The sequence below is a fragment of the Mesorhizobium sp. B263B2A genome, assembly GCF_020165775.1.
In the GTDB taxonomy this organism is placed as follows: Bacteria; Pseudomonadota; Alphaproteobacteria; order Rhizobiales; family Rhizobiaceae; genus Mesorhizobium; species Mesorhizobium opportunistum.
Genome location: NZ_JAIUIU010000009.1, coordinates 135,098 through 156,738 on the forward strand (window position 1 = coordinate 135,098; position 21,641 = coordinate 156,738).

The window sequence follows — 21,641 nt, forward strand, 5'->3', positions numbered from 1 at the left end:
TTTGCGTGGAGCCGTCATGCTGCGGAGATCCGGATTATCGCGCGGCATGTCGGCCGGCAGCTGCGCTGCGCCGAAGAACGGGGCGCAAACCTCGGCCGAGCACGCTGCGCTGACCTATGTCAGCGATGCCGAGCCCGGTATTCGCCGGCTGAAGGCAGGCAAGGGATTTTCCTACGAGCGACCGGACGGGCGACCGGTCTCGGATGCCACCAGGGCACGTATCGAGGCTATCGTCATCCCGCCGGCGTGGACGGATGTCTGGATCTCGCCCGACGCCAATGGGCATATCCAGGCGACCGGAAGGGATCAGCGGGGGCGCAAGCAGTATCGCTATCATCCGCAATGGGCCGAAGAACGCGACAGCGCCAAATATTCGAGCCTCGTCGCCTTCGCCGAAAGCCTGCCGGAATTGAGGCGCAGGATAGACAGCGACCTGCGCCGCCACGGCCTGCCGCTGGAACGCGTCGTCGCCGCGGTCGTATGGCTGCTCGACAACACGATGATACGCGTCGGCAATGCCGCCTACGCCCGCGACAACAAGAGCTTCGGACTGACGACATTGCGGGATCGGCATGTCGACATCAAGGGATCGAGCCTGCGGTTCGCCTTCAAGGGCAAGTCCGGGAAGGAATGGAAATTGAAACTGGTCGATCGCCGCATCGCCGGGATCGTACGGGGCGCGCAGGACCTGCCTGGCCAGAAACTGTTCCAATACCTGGACGAGGACGACAACAGACGGCCGGTCCGTTCGGAGGACATCAACCTCTATATCCGGCAGGCCGCGGGCGACGCATTCACTTCGAAGCATTTCCGCACATGGGGCGGCACCATCCGTGCCGCTTCGCTGTTTGCGCAGACGGAATTGCCCGAAAGCCAGGCGCAGCAAAAGCGTGTGATGAACAGCGTCATCGACAAGGTGGCCGAGCGGTTGGGCAACACTCGCGCCGTCTGCCGAAAATGCTATATCCACCCGCGGGTCCTCGAAGCCTGGTCACAGGGGCGCCTACTTGCCGAAATAGCCGAAGCCAACAGGCACAAGCGTTCCATCGACGGTCTCGACGAGGAGGAAGCGCTCGTGCTGAGATGGTTGAGGGCACATGAAGGTTGATTGCGGTTGCCAGCGGCGCCAAATCCAAAGCCGTCGGATTTTTTTATCGACGTCATGTCGGGATCGGCCTTACTGTTTCGTCCTTTGATACAGAAAAGGACCGCCCATGCTTTATGCCATCCTCTGCTATGCCTCCGAAGACGTCGTCTGCTCCTGGAGCAAGGAGCAGGACGACAAGGTCATGACCGATCTCCTCGACGTTCAGCAGAAATACGCCAACGCCGGCCGGCTCGGCCCGGTAGCGCGGCTTTTGCCGACGACGGCGGCGACGACGCTGCGCAAGGTCAAGGGCGAATCGGTCGTCATCGACGGGCCGTTCGCCGAGACCAAGGAACAGTTCCTCGGCTTCTACACGCTTGATTGCGCCGATCTCGACGAGGCGGTCGAATTCGCGCGCGAACTCTCCGAGGTCAACCCGAGCGGCGGTTCCTACGAGATCCGGCCGGTCTCCATCTTCAATCCCACCAGGGTTGCCGTATGACCGAACTTGCCTGGATCAGCTCCGCGATCAGCGCCGCCCGCCCGCAGGCGATGGGCGCGCTGCTGCGCTATTTCCGCGATCTCGATACCGCGGAGGAAGCTTTCCAGGATGCCTGCCTCAGGGCATTGAAGAACTGGCCGCAGAACGGGCCGCCGCGCGACCCGGCGGCCTGGCTGATCTTCGTCGGCCGCAACAGCGGCATCGACGCGGTGCGCAAGCGCGCCAAGCAGGCGCCGATGCCGGAAGAGGACCAGATCTCCGATCTGGAGGATGCCGAAAGCGATATCGCCGAGCGGCTGGACGGCGCGCATTACCGCGACGACATCCTGCGGCTCCTGTTCATCTGCTGCCACCCTGACTTGCCCGCGACACAGCAGATCGCCGTCGCGCTGCGCATCGTCTCCGGTCTCACCGTCAAGCAGATCGCGCGCGCCTTCCTGGTCGGCGAAAGCGCCATGGAACAACGCATCACCCGCGCCAAGGCACGCATCGCGGACGCCGGCGTGCCGTTCGAGACACCGGGCGCGGTCGAGCGCTCGGAACGGCTGGCTGCGGTGGCGGCCATGGTCTACCTGATCTTCAACGAAGGCTATTCGACCAACAGCGGCGAGGCGCCAGCCCGTGCACCGCTCTGCGAGGAGGCAATCCGGCTGGCTCGGCTGCTGCTCAGGCTGTTCCAGGCCGAACCGGAGATCATGGGCCTGACGGCGCTGCTTTTGCTGCAGCATGCGCGCGCGCCGGCCCGTTTCGACGAAGACGGCGAGATCGTGCTGCTCGAGGACCAGGATCGCTGCCTGTGGAGCCGCAAGATGATCGACGAAGGGCTGGCGCTGGTCGACAAGGCGTTGCGCCATCGCAAGCCCGGTCCCTATCAGGTGCAAGCGGCGATCGCGGCGCTGCACGCCCGGGCTACGAAGGCCGAGGATACCGACTGGGTGGAGATCGACCTGCTTTACGGCCTGCTCGAACAGATGCAGCCATCGCCGGTGGTGACGCTCAACCGCGCGGTTGCGGTCTCCAAGGTGAGCGGCCCGGAAGCAGCCCTTGCCATGATCGAACCGCTGGAGCCGAGGCTTTCCGGCTATTTCCACTTCTTCGGCCTCAAGGGCGGGCTGTTGATGCAGCTCGACAGGGGCGACGAGGCGCGCATCGCTTTCGACCGCGCCATCGCGCTTGCCAATACGGCGGCCGAAGCGGCCCATATCCGCATGCATATCGACCGCCTGATGAAGGACGGCGCCGTGCGCGCGCCGGCAAAAAAGGCCAACTGAGCTCCGTCTGCCTGGCTCAATCGTGCAGGTTGGGCTTGGACCATGCCGGGGTGGCGATTTCCCCCTGAAACGCGTAATGCCACGCCATGACTGTGCCCGAGATGCCAGCCGGCAGGCGGGTAACTGGGCGCGAAGCTCTGACCGAAGCCATTTGAGCAACGGGATCTGAAAGGGACAAAAATGACCATAGCGAAGGAAACGGCCGAACTTCTGGCGAAACTGGGTGTCGCCAAGGACGCGCTTGTTGGCGGCGACCTGATCGTGCGCAGCCCGGTGACGGGCGAGGAGATCGCGGCGCTGAAGACCATCTCGCCGACTGAGGCGGCCAAGACCATCGATGCCGCGCACAAGGCATTCCAGTCCTGGCGGCTGGTTCCGGGTCCGAAGCGAGGCGAACTGGTGCGCCTGCTTGGCGAGGAACTGCGTGCGCACAAGGCCGAGCTCGGCCGGTTGGTGTCGATCGAGGTCGGCAAGATCCCGTCCGAGGGCCTCGGCGAAGTGCAGGAGATGATCGACATCTGCGATTTCGCCGTTGGTCTGTCCCGGCAATTGTACGGCCTGACCATCGCCACCGAGCGTCCGGGCCACCGCATGATGGAGACCTGGCATCCGCTCGGCGTCGTCGGCGTCATTTCGGCCTTCAACTTCCCGGTCGCGGTGTGGTCGTGGAACGCAGCGCTGGCGCTGGTCTGCGGCGACGCGGTGGTGTGGAAGCCGTCGGAGAAGACGCCGCTGACCGCACTTGCCTGCGAGGCGATCTTCAAGCGCGCCGTCAAGCGCTTCGGCGCGGACGCGCCGCAGGGCCTGGCGCCGGTGCTGATCGGCGATCGTGCGGTCGGCGAGATCCTGGTCGACCATCCCAAGGTGCCGCTGGTTTCGGCCACCGGCTCGACCCGTATGGGCAGGGACGTCGGGCCACGCCTGGCCAAGCGCTTCGCGCGCGCCGTGCTGGAGCTCGGCGGCAACAATGCCGGCATCGTCTGCCCGACGGCGGACCTCGACATGGCGCTGCGCGCGATTGCCTTTGGAGCGATGGGCACCGCCGGCCAGCGTTGCACGACGCTGCGGCGCCTGTTCGTGCATGACAGCGTCTATGACGCCCTGGTTCCACGTCTGAAGAAGGCATACGAAAGTGTTTCGGTCGGCAACCCGCTGGAGACCTCTTCGCTGGTCGGGCCGCTGATCGACAAGGCTGCCTTCGACAACATGCAGAAGGCCTTGAAGGAAGCGGTGTCGCATGGCGGCAAGGTGACTGGCGGGGCGCGGCTCGAGAACGGTCATCCGGACGCCTACTACGTGCACCCGGCGCTGGTCGAGATGCCGAAACAGGTCTCGCCGGTGACGGAAGAGACCTTCGCGCCGATCCTTTATGTGATGAAATATTCGGATTTCGATACCGTGCTCGACGAGCACAACGCGGTTGGCGCCGGCCTTTCGTCGTCGATCTTCACCCGTGACCTGCAGGAATCCGAGCGCTTCCTCGGGGTTGACGGTTCGGACTGCGGCATCGCCAACGTCAATATCGGCACGTCGGGGGCCGAGATCGGCGGTGCTTTCGGCGGCGAAAAGGAAACCGGCGGCGGCCGCGAGAGCGGCTCCGATGCGTGGAAGGCCTATATGCGGCGCGCCACCAATACGGTGAACTATTCCAAGGCGCTGCCGCTTGCCCAGGGTGTCTCGTTCGACATCGATTGAGACAGTCGGGGCTTACCCTAGATCAGTGTCGGTGCTCGGCGAGCATGAATCGACACAGGTGGAGGGCGTACACAACGCCGTAACGCTGGACAGTCTTTCGCGCTTGTCCGGCGTTGGCCTTTCGTAGCGTCTTTTCATGCGGATTTCTCACCGACGGTAACGCCGCACAGGCGGCGGCAATCAAAGTGTCTACCTGCCATGCCGGATTTGTGCATCTCCCGTATGGGGGATGCCGCCCGGATCATCCGCCTGCCGGAGAGGTGACGCAAGCGGTTCAGCGTTCCACGAAAACGCCGAACCGCATGATCTCGTTGGTTTGTGGGAGGGAAGCCGTCTCACACTTTTCCTGGAATTGCTTCGATGCCCGGCATTGCTCAATTGCCTTGCGATGGCGGGAAGCAAGCTTTGAAGGCATCGTCGACGACGGCCAGCTTGGCGGCCTGGACGGTCATGTATTCCTCGTAGAATCCGTGTGATACCCACATCACCGAATGGCCTCGCTGGCCGAGCCAGCCGATGCTGCCGAGTTCCTCGGCGGTGCGCAGTTTGCGGCCGAGATGGGTCCGCGACAGCTTGAGCCATTTGGCGAAGTCGCCGATCGAAACCACGCTGGTCGGAATCCGCTCCAGGTCGGCATGATCGGGATCGATGCCTGACATCAACCAGTCCATGACGATGCCGCCATTGTTGAGCCAGATGAACAGGGAAAAGGTCTGGTTGGGTTCGCGCACTGGCTTTGAGGCAAGCAGGCCGTCAGCCACCAGGGGCTGCAACGTGGCAAGCATGTCGGGCCGGTCCAGGTATCTGGCCAGCCGGTCGCCGCCGTCGATATGGTCAAGCGTGCGCAGATGGGCGATCACCCAGCCGGTGAATCTCTCGATGGTGGCCGCCGTCGGTTGCAGGGGATGGGTGCGACCGTCTCCACCCGCCACATACTCGGCGATGTTGTAGTGCAGCATCTCCTTGATGAAAGCGTCTGCCGTGTTGCGGCTGGCTACCTCGTTCTTGTGCACAACCTCGATGAAGCGCGATACGGTCAGTTCCTTGCGGCGGTCGTTAGGGTCGCGCCTGAAGTGCATGGCCAGACCGGCATGACCCATCAGCCAGCGCTGCTGCGTGGCAAAAATGGACGCCAGCCGCGGGCTCTCCTCATAGATTCGGATCAGCGCCTTCGACTGTTCTTGAACGTAGCGGTGCAGGGCCGGATGTCGGGCTATGTCTTCCAGATTCAGCGCTGGTCTCCTGATGCTTGAATCAAACTCGCATGGCGAAGTTACGTTTCCCATTTTTCAGTCTTCAACACTTCTGTCCAGACGTACCAATTGTGGAGAACAGGCCAGCCAAGGCATGGAGCTACGGCGATGGGGCATGGTCCAGTCCGCTAACTGATTGCTATGGCTTGGAAAACCCCTCCCAATGATAGTCGGCCGAACGGCCCCCCGTTGAATTGACCTTCATCAGGGCCAGGCATAGTTTCCGCGTCATTCCGAGCGGCGGGGGCACGCCTTTCGGACATGAGTGCAGGCCGCGTTCTACTCCGAAATGCGAGTGACTGAGTGGACTATCGAAAGAAGATCGTGATTGGCAAAAATGCCGGCGACCTGCTTGTTCTTGGCGGGCCGCCGGCGCGTGGAACATGGCTGATGCTGCTGGCCGCTTCGGCATGTTTGCGGTTCAGGCCAATGCCTTCGCAGAAACCGCCAGCCAGATCACGCCGCCAAGCTTCCGGCCGCCACCGCAGACCAACATGACTGAAGTTTCGATTCCAGAGGGCTGGAGGCTCCAAAGCCGACGCCACCGAAGTTCACCGGAGGCGCCGCACATTCCTTGGCGGCCTGCGTCAGCCGTTCGGGTAGTAGCCGCCATCGGCGCCGTCGCCGATGTAGAAGCCGCCGCCCTAATCGTTTTGCAGCTGCTGGTCCAGCTTCTCGATCTGGCTGAGCAAGACCCGGTAGTCGCTGCCGGTCGCCGAGCGTTGAATGCTATCGGCCTGCATCATCAGGTCGTGCTCCTGCTCAGGGGTGATCGCTTTTGCAACCCTTGCCTCGACAATCCCCTGCTTGACGCCCTGCAACTGATCCAGGACCACTTTTGCCTCGACGGACATGCCGCTCGGTTCGACCCGGTGGCGATGCACCGCGTAGGCACTCGATAAAGGCATCGCCGCCAGAAGAGATGCGATTGCTATGATCTTCGGTGTGAAACTGCGCATGGTCGCGCCTCCCTTCAGCGGAAAAAGCGGTAAAGGTATCGCTTTCCAATCGCGGGCCATCCACTCCGTCGCGTCGCGATGATCCTCTCATCGCCGGCGGTTCGTGGCCCTGTAATCCACATAGAGGGCGTTCCAACTCGTTAGAGGGCAAGGAACGCAAAGTTGACAGATTGTGATCGGCGGCCGGTCAAACGCCTTGGACGCAGCTCATTCGGCGGCCTGGACGCGGTTGGCCAGGATGATGGCGCGGATCTCGGACCGGCAGGAGCCGCAATTGGTGCCGGCCTTCAGGGCATCGCCGATGGCTTCGACGGTCGTGCAGCCGGCCGCCACGGCAGTCACGATCTGGTTGACGCCGACGGTGAAGCAGGAGCAGACGGTCGCGCCGGCATCGGGCCGTTCGGCGCCGGCACGACCGGCGACGATGCGGAAGCGTTCGCGTTGGCCGGCGTGGGATGTTTCCAACTGTTCAGCCGCCCAGCCGCGCGACACAGCGACCGGACCTGGCGCGACGAACAAGGCGCCGGCGAGGTGCTCGCCATCAAAAGCGGCAATGCGATGCTGGCCGGCCTCGCGGTCGTGATAGGCAAGCATTTCTGCTCGCGGCTCCAGACCAAACAGTGACCGGGCAAAGCCCGTCCAATCGACCTCGGCCCCGGCGAAAGCAAGCTCGACCCGCCACCCACCCTTGCAGCGGGCTGCCGCCCAATAGGGAGCGGCTATTGCCTGGGGATGTTGCCGCGTCACCGCGAAACCAAAGGCCCTGGCCGCAAATTTCTCAATATGGGCCGCGACGTGTTTCAGCGCCGGCTGGCCCGAGATTGGATCGGTGAGCGGCGCGGTAAGCGTGTCGAGCCGTCCTTTGGCGGCGAACTGATCGGTCCAGTGCATCGGCGCGAAGAGGCTGCCACGGCGCTGGCGGGCCGTGATCAGCGCACGCGCGAACACTTCGCCGCGCGGGCTGGAGATGCGCACGATGTCGGCATCGCCAATGCCATGGTGTTCTGCATCCGCCGGATGGATTTCGACGAAGGGCTCGGCGATGTGCTGGGACAGACGCGGGCTTTTGCCGGTGCGCGTCATCGTGTGCCAATGGTCGCGGATCCGGCCGGTGTTGAGGACGAGTGGGAAGTCAGGTGTGGTGTGGATTTCCGTGGTGGCGCGGATGGCGATGAAGCGCGCCTTGCGGTCGGGGGTATAGAAATTGCCGTTGGCGAAAAAGCGGGTGTTGGAGGGGGGGTGCCTGGTCTGAATGCCCTCCTCGGGTCGAGGCTCAGGGTCCTTTTCTGACCGATGTCGAGCTTGAACACCCCCCTCTGTCCTGCCGGACATCTCCCCCGCAAGGGGGGAGATTGGCAGCTTCGACGCCGGCAGGTTTCCTGCGTCGCTGGTGATTGGCGAAGGCCGCGACAATAGGTGATCTCCCCCCTTGCGGGGGAGATGGCCGGCAGGCCAGAGGGGGGTGCCTGGGCTCGGCGCTGGCCATTGGAAAGGCGCCAGCGCGTCGTATTCCTCCGCATCGACACCCCCATAAGCACCAATATCGAAATCCCGCGCGCCATCGTTCTCGAAGCCCGACAGCGCGGCATGCTCGCCAAAAACCGCCGCCGGCGTCTCATGCGCAAACGCTTCGCCAAATCCCATCCGACGCGCCACCTCGGCAATGATCCACCAGTCGGGCCGCGCTTCGCCGGGCAGGCTGAGAAACGCGCGCTGGCGCGAGATGCGGCGCTCGGAATTGGTGACAGTGCCGTCCTTCTCGCCCCAGGCGGCGGCCGGCAGCCGGACATGGGCGTGGCGGACGGTGTCGGTGCTCACCAGCACGTCGGAGACCACGACGAACGGGCAAGCCTTGATCGCGGCCTCGACGGCATCGGCGTCCGGCATCGAATCGACCGGGTTGGTGGCTATGATCCACAGCGCCTTGATGCGCCCGTCGGCCACGCCTTGAAACATCTCGACCGCCTTCAGGCCAGGCTTTTGCGCGACAGCAGGTGCATTCCAGAAGCGCCGCACGCGGTCACGGTGTTCGGGGTTCTCGATCTCCATATGGGCGGCGAGCATGTTGGCCATGCCGCCGACCTCGCGGCCGCCCATGGCGTTGGGCTGGCCGGTCACCGAAAATGGTCCGGCGCCCGGCCTGCCGATGCGGCCGGTGGCGAGATGACAGTTGATGATGGCGTTGACTTTGTCGGTGCCGGAGGACGACTGGTTCACGCCCTGGCTGTAGACGGTCACCGTCTTGGCGGTCGCGGCAAACAGGCTGTAGAAACGGACAAGCTCGTCTTCGCCGAGGCCCGTCGCTGCGGCAACGCCCGCCAGATCGAGCGCCGAGGCGGCGAAAAGCGCTTGTCCGAAGCCGGTGGTGTGCGCGGTGATATAGCCGCGGTCCAGCGCATTGTGCTGGCCGAGCCAGGCGAGCAGACCGGTGAACAAGGCGACGTCGCCGTCCGGCGCGATCGCCAGGTGCATGTCGGCAATGTCCGATGTCATGGTGCGGCGCGGGTCGACCAGCACGATCTTCATGTCCGGCCGCTTTTCGCGGGCCGCGGCGATGCGCTGGTAGAGGACGGGATGGCACCAGGCGAGGTTGGAGCCGACCAGCACGATCAGGTCGGCAAGCTCGAGATCGTCGTAGTTCCCCGGCACGGTGTCGGAGCCGAAGGCGCGGCGGTGGCCGGCGACCGACGAGGCCATGCAGAGCCGCGAATTGGTGTCGATGTTGGCCGAGCCGACAAAACCCTTCATCAGCTTGTTGGCGAGGTAATAGTCCTCGGTCAGCAACTGGCCGGAGACGTAGAAGGCGACCGCATCCGGTCCGTGCTCGGCGATGGTTTGCGAGAAGGTCGACGCGACAAGGTCGAGCGCCTCGTCCCAGCCGGCGCGGCTGCCGTGGATTTCAGGATGAAGCAGCCTGCCGTCGAGGTCGATGGTTTCGGCCAAAGCCGAACCTTTCGAACAGAGCCTGCCGAAATTCGCGGGATGGTCGGGGTCGCCGCGGACGGACACTTGCCCGTCCGCGGCAACCTTCGCCAGCACGCCGCAGCCTACCCCGCAATAGGGGCAGGTGGTCCTCACCTCGCGCGCTGCTTCAATGTCCATGTTCAGGCCGCGCGGCTGGCCAGCGCTTCCAGCGCGATGAACAGATGTTCGCCTTCCCGTTTCACCGGGATGGTGCGGACCGCGCCCTCGTCGGCGCCGAGCGCCTTGCCCGTCTCCAGCGAGATCACCCAATTGTGCAGAGGGCAGGTCACCGCGGCGCCATGGACGATGCCCTGGCTAAGCGGCCCGCCTTTGTGCGGGCAATGGTCATCGATGGCATAGACCTGGTCGTCGGCGGTGCGGAAGACAGCGACCTTGCCTTCAGGCGTGGCAACGCAGCGCGCGCCACGGCGCGGGATGTCGGAAAGGGTGCCTATTGCGATCCAGTTCATGTGGGCGCTCCCGGCTCTGCTTGATGTGTAAATGCCCAGGCGCCCCCCTCTGTCCTGCCGGACATCTCCCCCTCAAGTGGGGAGATTGGCAGCTTCGACGGTGGCATCCAGCTGCCGGCTTTGGAGATTGGCGAAAACCGAAACGACATCCGATCTCCCCCCTTGCGGGGGAGATGGCCGGCAGGCCAGAGGGGGGCGCCTCGCGCAAACATCTCCATCACTCCGCCGCTTCGGCAAACCCGACCGAAGCCATCGGCCGGAATTCGTGCTTGTCCTTACCCGAAACGCGCTCCGACCACGGATCGACCTGGGCGAATTTCTGCGAGAAGACGAAGCGGTCGTAATAGGCCTTGCGCTTGTCCGCATCATCCATGATCTGGCGCTTGATCTCGGGGATGCCGATGCGCTTGGCCCATTTGTAGATGCGCTCGAGATAGCGGCCCTGCTCGCGGTACATCTGCGTCAGCGCCACGATGTGCTCCAGCGCCTCGTCTTCAGTCTTCACGAGGCCGAGCACTTCGGTGCCCTTGATGTCGAGGCCGGCGGCCCCAGCGAAATGGATTTCGTAGCCACTGTCGACGCAGATGACGCCGACATCCTTGCAGGTCGCCTCGGCGCAGTTGCGGGGGCAGCCCGACACTGCCATCTTGACCTTGGCCGGGGTCCACGAGCCCCACATGAATTTCTCGATGCGGATGCCGAGCCCGGTCGAATCCTGCGTGCCGAAGCGGCACCAGTCGGAACCGACGCAGGTCTTCACCGTGCGCAGGCCCTTGGCGTAGGCGTGGCCGGAAACGAAGCCGGCCTGGCCGAGATCGGCCCACACCGCCGGCAGGTCCTCCTTGCGGATGCCCAGCATGTCGATGCGCTGGCCGCCAGTGACCTTGACCATCGGGATCTCGAACTTGTCGACGACATCGGCGATGGCGCGCAGCTCGGCCGCATTGGTCACGCCGCCCCACATGCGCGGCACCACCGAATAGGTGCCGTCCTTCTGGATGTTGGCGTGGACGCGCTCGTTGATGAAACGCGATTGATAGTCGTCGGCGTACTCGTCCGGCCAATCGCAGACGAGGTAGTAGTTGAGCGCGGGCCGGCATTTGGCGCAGCCGCAGGAGGTCGTCCACTCCAGTTCCTGCATGACGGCGGGAATGGTCTTCAGCCCCTTGGCCTTGATCAGCCGGCGCACCTCGTCATGGCCGAGCGTGGTGCAGCCGCACATCGGCTGTACGGCGGCCGGGTTGTAGTTGTCGCCGATGGTCAGCACCATCAGCTTCTCGACCAGCCCGGTGCAGGAGCCGCAGGAGGCCGACGCCTTGGTGTGGGCCCTGACGTCGTCGAGCGAGGTCAGGCCCTTGGCTGTGATCGTACTGGTGATCTTGCCCTTGCAGACGCCGTTGCAGCCGCAGATTTCCGCATCATCCGGCAAGGCTGCAACGGCCGCCATAGGGTCCAGCGGGGCACCCCCCTGGTAGGACTGGCCGAAGATCAACGTATCGCGCATTTGCGATATGTCGGTCTGTTTCTTCTTGAGGTCGTTGAACCAGGCGCCGTCCGCCGTCTCGCCATAGAGCACGGTGCCGATGATGCGGTCGTCCTTGAGCACCAGCCGCTTGTAGACGCCGGCGGCGGCGTCGCGCAGCACGATCTCCTGGCGATCCTCGCCTTCGGCGAAATCGCCGAGCGAGAACAGGTCAATGCCGGTAACCTTGAGCTTGGTTGGCGTGTCCATGTGGACGAAGGCAGCGGCTTCGTCGCCGGCGAGCTGGCTTGCGGCAACGCGCGCCATCTCGTAGAGCGGCGCCACCAGCCCATAGACCATGCCGTTGACCTCGGCGCATTCACCGAGCGCGAAGATGTCGGGGTCGTTGCTGCGCATGCCGGCGTCGACGACGATGCCGCGATTGACGGCAATGCCCGCCTCCTTGGCCAGCGCCGCATTGGGCCGGATGCCGACCGCCATCACCACCAAAGTCGCCGGGATGACGGTGCCGTCGGTGAGTTCGACTTGCTCGACCTTCCCGTTGCCGGTAATTGCCTGTGTATTGGCTTTGGTGACGACTTTGATGCCGCGTTCTTCGACCGCACGCTGCAGGAGATAGCCGGCGGCCGGATCGAGCTGGCGCTCCATCAGCGTCGGCATGACGTGCAGCACGGTGACGTCCATGCCCTGGGCGCTCAGGCCCGCCGCGGCCTCGAGGCCAAGCAGGCCGCCGCCGATAACCACGGCCTTGGACCTGGACTGGGCGGCAAGCATCATCGCCTGGACGTCGTCGAGGTCGCGATAGGTGAGCACGCCGGGCAGATTGTGGCCCGGGACCGGGATGATGAACGGCACCGAGCCGGTGGCGATGACCAGTTTGTCGTAGGGTTCGGTGACGCCGTGGTCCGAGGTGACGGTCTTCGCTGCCCGATCGATAGCGACGATCTTGTGGCCCTTGTACAGCGTGATGTTGTTGGCGATGTACCAGCCATCGCCATGGATGATGATTTCCTCATACGCCTTTTCACCGGACAGCACCGGCGACAGCATGATGCGATCGTAGTTCACCCTGGGCTCGGCGTTGAAGATGGTGACCTGGTAGCGGCCCGGCGCTTGCTCCAACAGGTGCTCCAGCATACGCCCAGGGGCCATGCCGTTTCCGATGATGACGAGTTTTTCGGTCATTGGCCTACTCCGCGGCTTCGACGAAGCGGTGGCGTTCGTAGAGGAATTTCAGCACCGCCTCGCGGCAGCGCAGGAAGGTGCGATCCGAGGCGAGTTCGATGCGCCGGCGGGGGCGGGCCAGCGGCACGGGAAGAACCTCGCCGATGGTCGCGGCCGGGCCGTTGGTCATCATGACGATGCGGTCGGAGAGCAGCACCGCCTCATCAACATCATGGGTGATCATGATCGTCGTCGAGCCGAGCCTGGAATGGATGTCCATCACCGCGTCCTGCAGATGGGCGCGCGTCAACGCGTCGAGCGCGCCGAACGGCTCGTCGAGCAGCAGGATCTTCGGCTCCATGGCCAGCGCGCGCGCGATGCCGACGCGCTGCTTCATGCCGCCCGAGATTTCCGCCGGCCGCTTGTCCCTGGCATGCGCCATCTGCACGAGGTCGAGATTGCGCATGATCCAGTCATGCCGCTCGGCCTTGCTTTTGGAACGGCCAAAGACTTTCGACACCGCCAGGTTGATGTTCTCGTAGACCGTCAGCCACGGCAAAAGACTATGGTTCTGGAACACCACGGCGCGCTCGGGTCCGGGGCTGTCGACCTCCTTGTTCTCGAGCAGCACGGCACCAGCGGACACAGTGCTCAGCCCGGCGATCAGGTTGAGCAAGGTCGACTTGCCACAGCCTGAGTGACCGATGATGGAGACGAATTCGCCCTTGTCGATGGTCAGCCGGATGTCCTTCAGGACCTCGCTGACCTGGCCGCCGCGGGCGAAGGACTTGTCGATATGGTCGAGTTTCAGATAGGCGGTCATCACGCTCTCCTCACTTTGCCGTCGTGCCGCGGGTGACGAAGACGCCGACCGCGGCGACCAGGCGGTCGAGGCAGAAGCCGGTGACGCCGATATAGGCGAGCGCGACGATGATGTCGGGCAGCCGCGACGAGTTCCACGCGTCCCAGATGAAGAAGCCGATGCCGACGCCGCCCGTCAGCATTTCGGCGGCCACGATGGCGAGCCACGACAGGCCGATGCCGATCCTGAGGCCGGTGAAGATGTAGGGTGCCGCGGCCGGCACCATGATCTTGATGAAGAATTCGAGCGGGTTGAGCCGCAGGATGCGGGCGACGTTGCGGTAATCCTGCGGGATGTTGCGCACGCCGACGGCGGTGTTGATGATGATCGGCCAGATCGAGGTGATGAAGATGACGAACAGCGCCGACGGGCTGGAATCGCGGAACGCGGCCAGCGACAGCGGCAGCCAGGCGAGCGGCGGCACGGTGCGCAGGATCTGGAACACCGGATCGAGGCCGCGCATCGCCCAGATCGACTGGCCGACCAGCGCGCCAAGCGCAACGCCGACGACCGCCGCCATGCCGAAGCCAATGGCAACACGCTGCAGCGAGATCAGCACCCGCCAGGCCAGCCCGATATCCTGCGGGCCGTTGTTGAAGAACGGATGCGCGATGAGGTCGTAGGCCTCGTTCCACACTTGGCTGGGCGGCGGCAGGCTCGATGTCGGCGACGAGCAGGCGATTTGCCAGACGACGAGCATCAAAGCGATGACGACGACCGGCGGCACCAGGGTGCTCGCCAGCTTTCCGACGATCGCGACCGGATCGAAGCGGCGTCGTGCCTTGACCGTGAAGGCGATGACTTCGGCCGGCTTGGCGGGAAAGGCCTTCACCTTGGTGTCCTCGATCGTCTGGATAGACATGTCTGGGAAAAACTCCGTGGGCAGATGGTGAGGGCCAGTGCGACGGCACGAACGGTGCCGTTGCGCTGGGGACGATAACGGCGCAACGCGCCGTTTGCGCTGGTCAGGCCGAAGCCTTGATCTTGAGGCTGTCGAGATAGGCTGACGGGTTGGCCGGGTCGAAGACTTTGCCGTCGAAGAAGGTCTCGACACCGCGCGAGGAGGACGCCGGGATATCGGCGGTGGCAATGCCGAGATCCTTGGCCGCCTCGCGCCACAGATCCTCGCGGTTGACCTGGTCGACCAGCGCCTTGATGTCGGTGGTCGGCGCGAATTTGCCCCAGCGTATGTTCTCGGCGAGGAACCAGCTGTCATGGCTCTTGAAGGGATAGGAGACGCCGCCCTTCCAGAACTTCATGTAGAGATCGGTGCCGGTGGCGACGCGGCCATTGCCGTAGTTGATGTCGCCCTTGAGGCGGCCGATGATGTCGGCGACCGGCACGTTCATCCATTGCCGTTTGCCGATGATGGCGGCCATCTCGTCCTTGTTCTCCGTGGCCTCGCACCATTGCTGGGCTTCCATGACGGCCATCAGGATCGCCTTGGTGGCGTTCGGGTACTTGTCGATGAACTCGGCGCGCAGGCCGAGCGCCTTTTCCGGATGGCCCTTCCACAACTCGCCCGTCGTGGCGGCGGTGAAGCCCACGCCCTGGTGGACGAGCTGCTCGTTCCACGGCTCGCCGACGCAGAACACGTCCATGTTCCCGACCTTCATGTTGGCCACCATCTGCGGTGGCGGCACGACGATGGTCGAGACGTCCTTGTCGGGATCGATGCCGCCGGCGGCGAGCCAGTAGCGCAGCCACAAATCATGGGTGCCGCCCGGGAAGGTCATGGCGGCCTTGATGTCCTTGCCGGCCGCCTTCTTGGCCGCGAAGACGTCCTTCAGCTTCGAGGCATCGAGGCCGACGCCGGTGGCGGCATATTCTTGCGCCACCGAAATGCCCTGGCAGTCGTAGTTGAGCCGCGCCACGATCGCCATCGGCATCGGCTGGTTGTTCTGGGTCACCTTGCCGGTGTGCATGAGATAGGGCAGCGGCGTCAGTGTATGGGCGCCGTCGATGCCGTTGGCGGCGCCGCCGAGCATCAGATTGTCGCGCGTCGCGCCCCACGAGGCCTGTTTCAGCACCTCGACATCGGGCATGCCGAATTTCGCGAACAGCCCTTTCTCCTTGGCGACTATCAGCGGTGCGGCATCGGTCAGCGCGATGAAGCCGAGCTTGGCGCCAGTGACTTCCGGGGCGGAGGTAGCGGCATGGGCGCCGGACGGAAAGAGCTTGCGGGCGGCCATGAACAGGCCGGCCGTCATCGCGCTGCTGACCAGAAAATCACGACGTGTCACATCCCCGAGCGTTGTGCCGGTGCCGATTAATTTCTTCATTGTCTTCTTCATCGTCGTCTCCGGTTGAACGCGATCCGCGCCGTCGATTGACCCAAAAACAAAAAAGCCGCCGGCCAGGTCGTCGCGTCCGGGAATCCGGATCGCGTCTTGACCTGAGCGGCAGCTTTGCCTGTAGCGCCCGCCATTGGACGCCTGTTCCGTGACCCGCGAAGGGCCTGATTATTTCAAAGCAGGAACCATGCCAGTTTGACGATGAGGGAAAAATATCAATGAAATCATCGATAAACGCCGGTCGTCGACGCGTCAGGCGCTATGGCGAGCAGACCAAAGATTGTTCAGTAGAGCAATCGCGCGCACAATTTTTGTGCAATGCACAAGAATGGCGCGGAAACGATCAAGCTTTCGCGCGGGCCGATTTCTGCTTCTCGACATACGCTTCGATCTGGTCCGGATCGAAGATCTGGCCGTCAAAGAAACCGTCGGGGCCAAGCACCAGGCCCGCCCCGGTCGCGCCGACCGCGGTTGCGGCCTTGAGCGCGCCCTCGACCTTCGAATTGGCGCCCGGCAGCGCCACGCCCAGCGGCTTCAGCGCCGAACGGTAGAGGTCGGGACGGTAGCAGTCGCGGGCAATGGCGAGATTGTCGGGCGTGTGCGCGACATGCCCCCAGCGCACCATCTGCGTATAGAACCACAAGGCATGGCTCTTCCACGGGAAGTTCGCCGCCTTGTCGAAGGGCACGAAGAAGTCTTCGATATCCAGGTCCGCCCCGCCACCCAACTGGAGATGGCCGGTGAGGATCGGCATCTGGACAGCCGGCGGCAGGCCGAGGAAACCAGCTTTGGCCATCACATCGGCCAATTCGGTGCGGTTCGCCGGATCCTGGCACCAGCGCGCCGAATAATGCAGTGCGCGCAAGAGCGCCGCCAGGGCTTCGGGGGACTGCTCGGCCCAGGCTTTGCGCACGCCGACCACCTTCTCCGGGCTGTTGCGCCACAACAGCGCCTTGACGGTGACGATATGGCCGGTGCCGGCCGCCACCGCGGCACTGTTCCAGGGCTCGCCGACGCAATAGCCGTCGATGCGGCCCGCGGCCAGCGCGTCGGCCATGAACGGCGGCGGCACGATGACGATCTCGATCTCGCGCTGGGGATCGATGCCGCAAGCGGCCAACCAGTAGCGCAGTTCGTAATTATGCCCTGAATGCGGGTGCACGACTGCAAAGCGCAGCGGATCGTGGCCAGCGGCCGCGCGTTCGCGGATAAGCGCGCCAAGTGCCGCACCCGCGCGCGCCGGATCGAGATCGGGCGCCGCGCCGTGCGCCGCCATGCCTTCCCACACTGCATTGGAGATGGTGACGCAATTGCCGCCGAGACCAAGCGAGAACGGCACGATGGTCTCGGAAGCGAGCGGCGTCAGCCCGAGATTGCAGGCGAGCGGCATTGGTCCCAGCATATGCGCGAGATGGAAGTGGCCGATAGCGATGCGGTCCCGGATATTGGCCCAGGAGGTCTCGCGATGCAGCGTCAGGTCGATGCCTTCGCGCCTGGCGAAGCCAAGCTCGCCGGCGGCGACCAGCACGGCGCTGTCGAAAAGCGGCATGAAGCCGGCGGTGATCTGGTGCTCGGCGCCCATCGTCATTCGTCCTCCGCCGGTCCCAGCAGCCCGGCGGCAGTCACCAGGCTCTGGGCGATGTCGCCGATCTTGCGGTTCTGGTTCATCGCGGTCTTGCGCAGCAGCGTGTAGGCGGCTTCTTCCGTCAGCCCGCGCGACTTCATCAGGATGCCCTTGGCACGGTCGATCACCTTGCGGCTCTCCAGCTCGCTGCGCGCCTCTTCCAGTTCGCGCGCCATGCGCGAGAAGGCGTTGAAGCGGCTGACGGCCATGTCGAGGATTGGCTTGACGCGTTCTTGCCGCAGGCCGTCGACGACATAGGCCGAAACGCCGGCATCGACCGCGGCCTCGATCGAGGCCTGGTCGGAGCGGTCGACGAACATGGCGATCGGGCGCTTTACGGCGCGCGACAGCTGGAACATGTTTTCCAGCATGTCGCGGTTGGGGTTTTCGAGGTCGATGACGATGACGTCAGGCTCGATCTCGGCGATCCGCCGCGCAATGCCGGTGACATCGTGGATGACGGTGACCTGCTGATGGCCGGCCTCGCGCAGGCCGGCCTCGATTATCGAGGCGCGGATGCGATTTTCATCGATCACCAGGACGGCTAGAGCGGGGCGGATCATGCCTGCATTGTGGGCAAGGCCGTCAAATTGTGCAATGCGGCATAGCCATGTCCATCAATTAGACCGCAGCCATGCGCGTCATGGCATTCGCCGCACGAGATCAGCCGCAGACGCGAATGTCTTCAACCACCTTGTGGTGGTGGCGCCAATGCACGACCGTTTCGACGTGGCAGCGATGGTGCCGGTGGTGGCGCCGGTATGCGCGATCCCGGTAGTCGCTATCACTGTCGTACTGGACGCTCTGGTCGTCATCATACTGGTTGTCATAATGTCGATTGTGGTGACGGCGAATAACAATTCCGCTGTCGGAATCATCGTCCGATGAATATCGGTTGCCGTCGTCGGACTGGATAGTCACGCTTGCGGCTCGCGTTGGTGCAGTCACTGCCGCTGTCGCGGCAAATGCCAACATGGAAGCCAAAATCAGTTTTTTCATCCCATCCTCCTGCCTGTCCAAAACGTATGAACTCGACCTATAAACTCATGGAAGAACCGGGCGTTCCTCGTCAAATCTACACGCTTTGCGACGCCGGAGACATCATGGCGTTATCAGCGGCGGCCATACGATCAAGGCGAACAAGCGCCGTGAGCGGCAGATGGTCGGAAGCAACGCGCGAAAGCGGCGTATCGTGCGCCTCCACCGCCGCGATCATTCCGTGCCGATTGGTCATGATCCGGTCGAGAGCCAGCAGCGGCAGGTTTGACGGGAAGGTGGGAACCGCCGGCGGCTGCGGACCGAACGTCGCATGCAGCGTGTTGAGCGCCGAGCGGTTGCCGAGCCGCCATTCGTTCAGGTCGCCAAGCAGTAAGGTCGGCTTTTCGTCCGGGCTGTTCATGAGATCGAGCACGACACGTGCCTGCTGGGAACGCGAGTGGCGCAACAGGCCGAGATGAGCGGCGATGACGCGCAAAGTCTGGCTTCCATCCATCTCGATCTCCGCCACGACGGCACCGCGCGGCTCCAGCCCCGGAAGCTTGATCTGATGCACGTCGCGAACCACGCCCTTCTTGAACAGCAGGACATTGCCATGCCAGCCATGGCCCTTGCCGGTAGCCGAAATCGGCACGGGAACAAGGCCGGTTTCCCGTTCGAGCCGGGGCAGGTCGAGAAGCCCGTCACGGTCGCCGAAACGATTATCGGCTTCCTGCAAAGCGATGACATCGGGATCGATTTCGCGGATGACGCGGCTGGTGCGCTCGGGATCGAATTTGCGGTCGACGCCGATGCATTTGTGGACGTTGTAGGAGGCGACCAACGTGCCGGTGGTGCCGGTCGTCTTGTGCGCGGCGGCGTTTGCCTTCTGCATCCGACGGTCGCGGATGGACAAAAGCATGCTTGCTGGCAGGCTGCGTCCGTTCATCCGCATCGCGTGCCCGCCATTTCAGCCGCTTTCATCATGCACATCAAATAGAGTCTTTCGGTCTGTGTTCCATGATCGGCGTCAAACTATCTGGCAAACACGTCGTTTTGTTAAAGATAGGGCAAACCCATCTAGAGATAGGGTGAACCAAGCCAAAGGACCCGGTCGAACAGCCTGATGAGGAACGGCCGGGCGCGCAAGGCATCGAGCGTCACCGGCACGGCGGAGGTCATTGCCGATCCGATCCGCGCTTCGATCTCACGCGCAAAGCCTGCGTCGAGGATCTCCAGGTCGATCTCGAAGTTGAGCCGCAACGACCGGGCATCGAGGTTGGACGACCCGATATAGGCCCATGCGCCGTCGATCGACAGCAGCTTCGAATGGTCGAACGGCCCTTCGGTGCGCCAGACGCGGCAATAGTGCTTCAGCACCTGATCGAATTGCGCGGTCATGGCGCGATCGACGAGGAAAAGGTTGTTCACCGCCGGCACGACGATGTCGATTTCGACGCCGCGCCGGGCGGCGGTGATCAGCGCACTGACCAATTCGCGGTCGGGCAGGAAATAGGGCGACATCAGGCGGATCGACTTGCGCGCGACGGAAAACGCGCCGATCAGCAGCTTGTGGTTGGTCTCGTTGCTGGCGTCCGGGCCGGAAGCGACCGCTCGCACCAGCATCGGGACGCCGGGCGCCGGCGACAGTGACGCTATGCGCCATGCATCGCCCTTCAACGCCTCTTTGGTGACAAAACGCCAGTCCTCGGCGGCGACCGAGAAGAGATCGGCGACGACTGGGCCGGTTACCCGGAAATGCGTGTCCCTGGCGCTCTTCGAGCCAGCGAACTCCGCGGAAAAACCCTTGCGGATGTTCATGCCGCCGGTAAAGGCAACCGTGCCGTCGACCACCAGGATCTTCCGGTGGGTCCTGAGGTTGGCGTAGGGCAGCCGCAGGCCCATGACGATGTTGCCGTTGAAGAGATCGACGGGAATCTTCGCGTCGCGCAGGTGCCCCAAAATGCTGGGGACCGAGTAGCGGGCGCCGACGGCATCGATCAGCACGCGAACGGTAACGCCGCGCCGGACGGCATTGGCCAGCGATTCGACGAAGAGCAGGCCGACGGCGTCATTGTCGAAAATATATGTCTCGAGCAAGACGCTGCGCTCGGCGCCATCGATGGCCGCGCACATGGCGGCGTAGGCCTCGTCGCCCGTCTCCAACACGTCGATTGCATTTCCCGGGTTGAGCGTGCGTCTCGCCACCCGGTCGCCGAGCGTTCTAAGACCCGTGAAGCGCTGTCCGTAGCGCTCGACGATCAGTGCCTCCTCGGCGACGAGGTCGCGCTCATGCTTGGCTGACACCGCATCGCCGGCAAGCGGGCGCTGTGCGCTGATCGTGGCACGACGGATGCGGTTTATGCCGGCGACGGCATAGATCAGCACGCCGAGGATCGGCGACAGCACCATCACGCCGACCCAGCCGGTGGCAGCGCGGACGTCTTCCTTGGTCATGACGGCGTGGGCGATGCCGACGGTTGCCATCGCCACTGAGATGATCGCCAGGATTGTGGTCCCGTGAGTCGCAATAGTCTCGAACATTGCCGGGACTATCCAGCGAGCGATTGCAGAAGGCAATGCATCAGCTCATGCCTCGCAGCCCGATGGCGTGGTATCGCTGGCCAAGGATTTGAACCGAGGTCGGCCAGGCGGCGACGCCAGAGCCCGCACGAGATGGTACGCCTGGCCGAACGAATCCTGCTGCAGCAACTCGACGGAGGCAAACCGGGCAGCGCGATAGAAGGGATGCCTTCCCTGGCGCCATTGCGATGGCACGCGTGATGTTGACGGGGCTTGCAGGGCTGCCAAACGGTATGCGGTTCGACTGAAGAATACCATCCTTCACGTCAGAGAGTGAGCCGACCAAGCTCCGATAGAATGTCGTCGTGCAAAGCCCTCCCTGACCTTGGGTAAAGCATAGAACTGGCGCGATCCGGCATCGTCCTGAGCTGTTTTGATACTCCAGGGCTTCCTGTACTTTGGTGCCACATCTATTGTATATCAAGAGGAATGAAATTAGCGATATAACACTTTGA

General features: G+C 63.6%; 17 protein-coding genes. 4 read left to right on the forward strand and 13 right to left on the reverse strand.

The genetic code is table 11. The features are described from left to right. Positions 1 to 16 precede the first annotated feature (16 nt). The 4 genes from LB568_RS16630 (at position 17) to LB568_RS16645 (ending at position 4,555) form a co-directional block, all read left to right on the forward strand. Entirely contained in the window at positions 17 to 1,108 is a 1,092-nt protein-coding gene (locus tag LB568_RS16630; protein ID WP_224730654.1) for a DNA topoisomerase IB, read from the forward strand. A 106-nt stretch (positions 1,109 to 1,214) separates the two neighbouring features. Further along, the gene (locus tag LB568_RS16635; protein ID WP_013893248.1) at positions 1,215 to 1,589 is read left to right on the forward strand and encodes a YciI family protein; all 375 of its coding nucleotides are present in this window, start codon (positions 1,215 to 1,217) and stop codon (positions 1,587 to 1,589) included. After that, positions 1,586 to 2,860: an RNA polymerase sigma factor gene (locus tag LB568_RS16640; RefSeq protein ID WP_224730655.1), complete on the forward strand. Its 1,275-nt coding sequence runs from the start codon at positions 1,586 to 1,588 to the stop codon at positions 2,858 to 2,860. Before LB568_RS16635 ends, LB568_RS16640 begins: the two co-directional genes overlap by 4 nt. Before the next feature lie 180 nt (positions 2,861 to 3,040). Further along, on the forward strand, positions 3,041 to 4,555 hold the full coding sequence (locus LB568_RS16645) for an aldehyde dehydrogenase family protein (protein ID WP_013893250.1): 1,515 nt from the start codon (positions 3,041 to 3,043) through the stop codon (positions 4,553 to 4,555). A gap of 374 nt (positions 4,556 to 4,929) precedes the next feature. Here the strand turns inward: LB568_RS16645 and LB568_RS16650 are convergent, their stop codons facing one another. The 13 genes from LB568_RS16650 to LB568_RS16710 all read right to left on the reverse strand — a co-directional run bounded on the left by LB568_RS16650 (position 4,930) and on the right by LB568_RS16710 (position 21,147). Further along, positions 4,930 to 5,841, reverse strand: coding sequence for a hypothetical protein (locus tag LB568_RS16650; protein WP_140570755.1), 912 nt, complete (start codon positions 5,839 to 5,841; stop codon positions 4,930 to 4,932). A gap of 611 nt (positions 5,842 to 6,452) precedes the next feature. Next, positions 6,453 to 6,767 (reverse strand): hypothetical protein, encoded by a 315-nt coding sequence (locus LB568_RS16655; protein WP_224730656.1) that lies wholly within the window; start codon positions 6,765 to 6,767, stop codon positions 6,453 to 6,455. Positions 6,768 to 6,974: 207 nt separating this feature from the next. Continuing rightward, positions 6,975 to 9,869: a nitrate reductase gene (locus LB568_RS16660; RefSeq protein WP_224730657.1), complete on the reverse strand. Its 2,895-nt coding sequence runs from the start codon at positions 9,867 to 9,869 to the stop codon at positions 6,975 to 6,977. A 2-nt stretch (positions 9,870 to 9,871) separates the two neighbouring features. Further along, on the reverse strand, positions 9,872 to 10,201 hold the full coding sequence (nirD, locus tag LB568_RS16665) for a nitrite reductase small subunit NirD (protein WP_013893254.1): 330 nt from the start codon (positions 10,199 to 10,201) through the stop codon (positions 9,872 to 9,874). 217 nt (positions 10,202 to 10,418) lie between these two features. Beyond that, positions 10,419 to 12,869, reverse strand: a complete 2,451-nt coding sequence (gene nirB / locus LB568_RS16670) for a nitrite reductase large subunit NirB (protein WP_224730658.1) — start codon at positions 12,867 to 12,869, stop codon at positions 10,419 to 10,421. A gap of 4 nt (positions 12,870 to 12,873) precedes the next feature. Beyond that, complete coding sequence (locus LB568_RS16675) at positions 12,874 to 13,671, reverse strand: ABC transporter ATP-binding protein (RefSeq protein WP_224730659.1); 798 nt, start codon at positions 13,669 to 13,671, stop codon at positions 12,874 to 12,876. 10 nt (positions 13,672 to 13,681) lie between these two features. Beyond that, on the reverse strand, positions 13,682 to 14,572 hold the full coding sequence (ntrB, locus tag LB568_RS16680) for a nitrate ABC transporter permease (protein ID WP_023778436.1): 891 nt from the start codon (positions 14,570 to 14,572) through the stop codon (positions 13,682 to 13,684). A gap of 103 nt (positions 14,573 to 14,675) precedes the next feature. Beyond that, complete coding sequence (locus tag LB568_RS16685) at positions 14,676 to 15,992, reverse strand: CmpA/NrtA family ABC transporter substrate-binding protein (RefSeq protein WP_224730696.1); 1,317 nt, start codon at positions 15,990 to 15,992, stop codon at positions 14,676 to 14,678. 355 nt (positions 15,993 to 16,347) lie between these two features. Continuing rightward, positions 16,348 to 17,586, reverse strand: a complete 1,239-nt coding sequence (locus tag LB568_RS16690) for a CmpA/NrtA family ABC transporter substrate-binding protein (RefSeq protein ID WP_224730697.1) — start codon at positions 17,584 to 17,586, stop codon at positions 16,348 to 16,350. A 2-nt stretch (positions 17,587 to 17,588) separates the two neighbouring features. Next, positions 17,589 to 18,191, reverse strand: a complete 603-nt coding sequence (locus LB568_RS16695) for an ANTAR domain-containing response regulator (protein WP_013893260.1) — start codon at positions 18,189 to 18,191, stop codon at positions 17,589 to 17,591. Between the two features lie 100 nt (positions 18,192 to 18,291). Further along, positions 18,292 to 18,627 (reverse strand): hypothetical protein, encoded by a 336-nt coding sequence (locus LB568_RS16700; RefSeq protein WP_224730660.1) that lies wholly within the window; start codon positions 18,625 to 18,627, stop codon positions 18,292 to 18,294. A gap of 76 nt (positions 18,628 to 18,703) precedes the next feature. Beyond that, a complete protein-coding gene (locus LB568_RS16705) occupies positions 18,704 to 19,558 on the reverse strand; it encodes an endonuclease/exonuclease/phosphatase family protein (protein ID WP_023778433.1) in 855 nt (284 codons plus the stop codon). Positions 19,559 to 19,683: 125 nt separating this feature from the next. After that, on the reverse strand, positions 19,684 to 21,147 hold the full coding sequence (locus tag LB568_RS16710) for a phospholipase D-like domain-containing protein (RefSeq protein ID WP_023778432.1): 1,464 nt from the start codon (positions 21,145 to 21,147) through the stop codon (positions 19,684 to 19,686). Positions 21,148 to 21,641: the final 494 nt, after the last annotated feature.

Bases quoted from the DNA above. Each gene is read 5' to 3' on its own strand.
- LB568_RS16630 (WP_224730654.1), top strand. From the start codon at position 17: ATGCTGCGGAGATCCGGATTATCGCGCGGCATGTCGGCCGGCAGCTGC.
- LB568_RS16635 (WP_013893248.1), top strand. From the start codon at position 1,215: ATGCTTTATGCCATCCTCTGCTATGCCTCCGAAGACGTCGTCTGCTCC.
- LB568_RS16640 (WP_224730655.1), top strand. From the start codon at position 1,586: ATGACCGAACTTGCCTGGATCAGCTCCGCGATCAGCGCCGCCCGCCCG.
- LB568_RS16645 (WP_013893250.1), top strand. From the start codon at position 3,041: ATGACCATAGCGAAGGAAACGGCCGAACTTCTGGCGAAACTGGGTGTC.
- LB568_RS16650 (WP_140570755.1), bottom strand. From the start codon at position 5,841: ATGGGAAACGTAACTTCGCCATGCGAGTTTGATTCAAGCATCAGGAGA.
- LB568_RS16655 (WP_224730656.1), bottom strand. From the start codon at position 6,767: ATGCGCAGTTTCACACCGAAGATCATAGCAATCGCATCTCTTCTGGCG.
- LB568_RS16660 (WP_224730657.1), bottom strand. From the start codon at position 9,869: ATGGACATTGAAGCAGCGCGCGAGGTGAGGACCACCTGCCCCTATTGC.
- nirD (WP_013893254.1), bottom strand. From the start codon at position 10,201: ATGAACTGGATCGCAATAGGCACCCTTTCCGACATCCCGCGCCGTGGC.
- nirB (WP_224730658.1), bottom strand. From the start codon at position 12,869: ATGACCGAAAAACTCGTCATCATCGGAAACGGCATGGCCCCTGGGCGT.
- LB568_RS16675 (WP_224730659.1), bottom strand. From the start codon at position 13,671: ATGACCGCCTATCTGAAACTCGACCATATCGACAAGTCCTTCGCCCGC.
- ntrB (WP_023778436.1), bottom strand. From the start codon at position 14,572: ATGTCTATCCAGACGATCGAGGACACCAAGGTGAAGGCCTTTCCCGCC.
- LB568_RS16685 (WP_224730696.1), bottom strand. From the start codon at position 15,992: ATGAAGAAATTAATCGGCACCGGCACAACGCTCGGGGATGTGACACGT.
- LB568_RS16690 (WP_224730697.1), bottom strand. From the start codon at position 17,586: ATGGGCGCCGAGCACCAGATCACCGCCGGCTTCATGCCGCTTTTCGAC.
- LB568_RS16695 (WP_013893260.1), bottom strand. From the start codon at position 18,191: ATGATCCGCCCCGCTCTAGCCGTCCTGGTGATCGATGAAAATCGCATC.
- LB568_RS16700 (WP_224730660.1), bottom strand. From the start codon at position 18,627: ATGAAAAAACTGATTTTGGCTTCCATGTTGGCATTTGCCGCGACAGCG.
- LB568_RS16705 (WP_023778433.1), bottom strand. From the start codon at position 19,558: ATGCGGATGAACGGACGCAGCCTGCCAGCAAGCATGCTTTTGTCCATC.
- LB568_RS16710 (WP_023778432.1), bottom strand. From the start codon at position 21,147: ATGTTCGAGACTATTGCGACTCACGGGACCACAATCCTGGCGATCATC.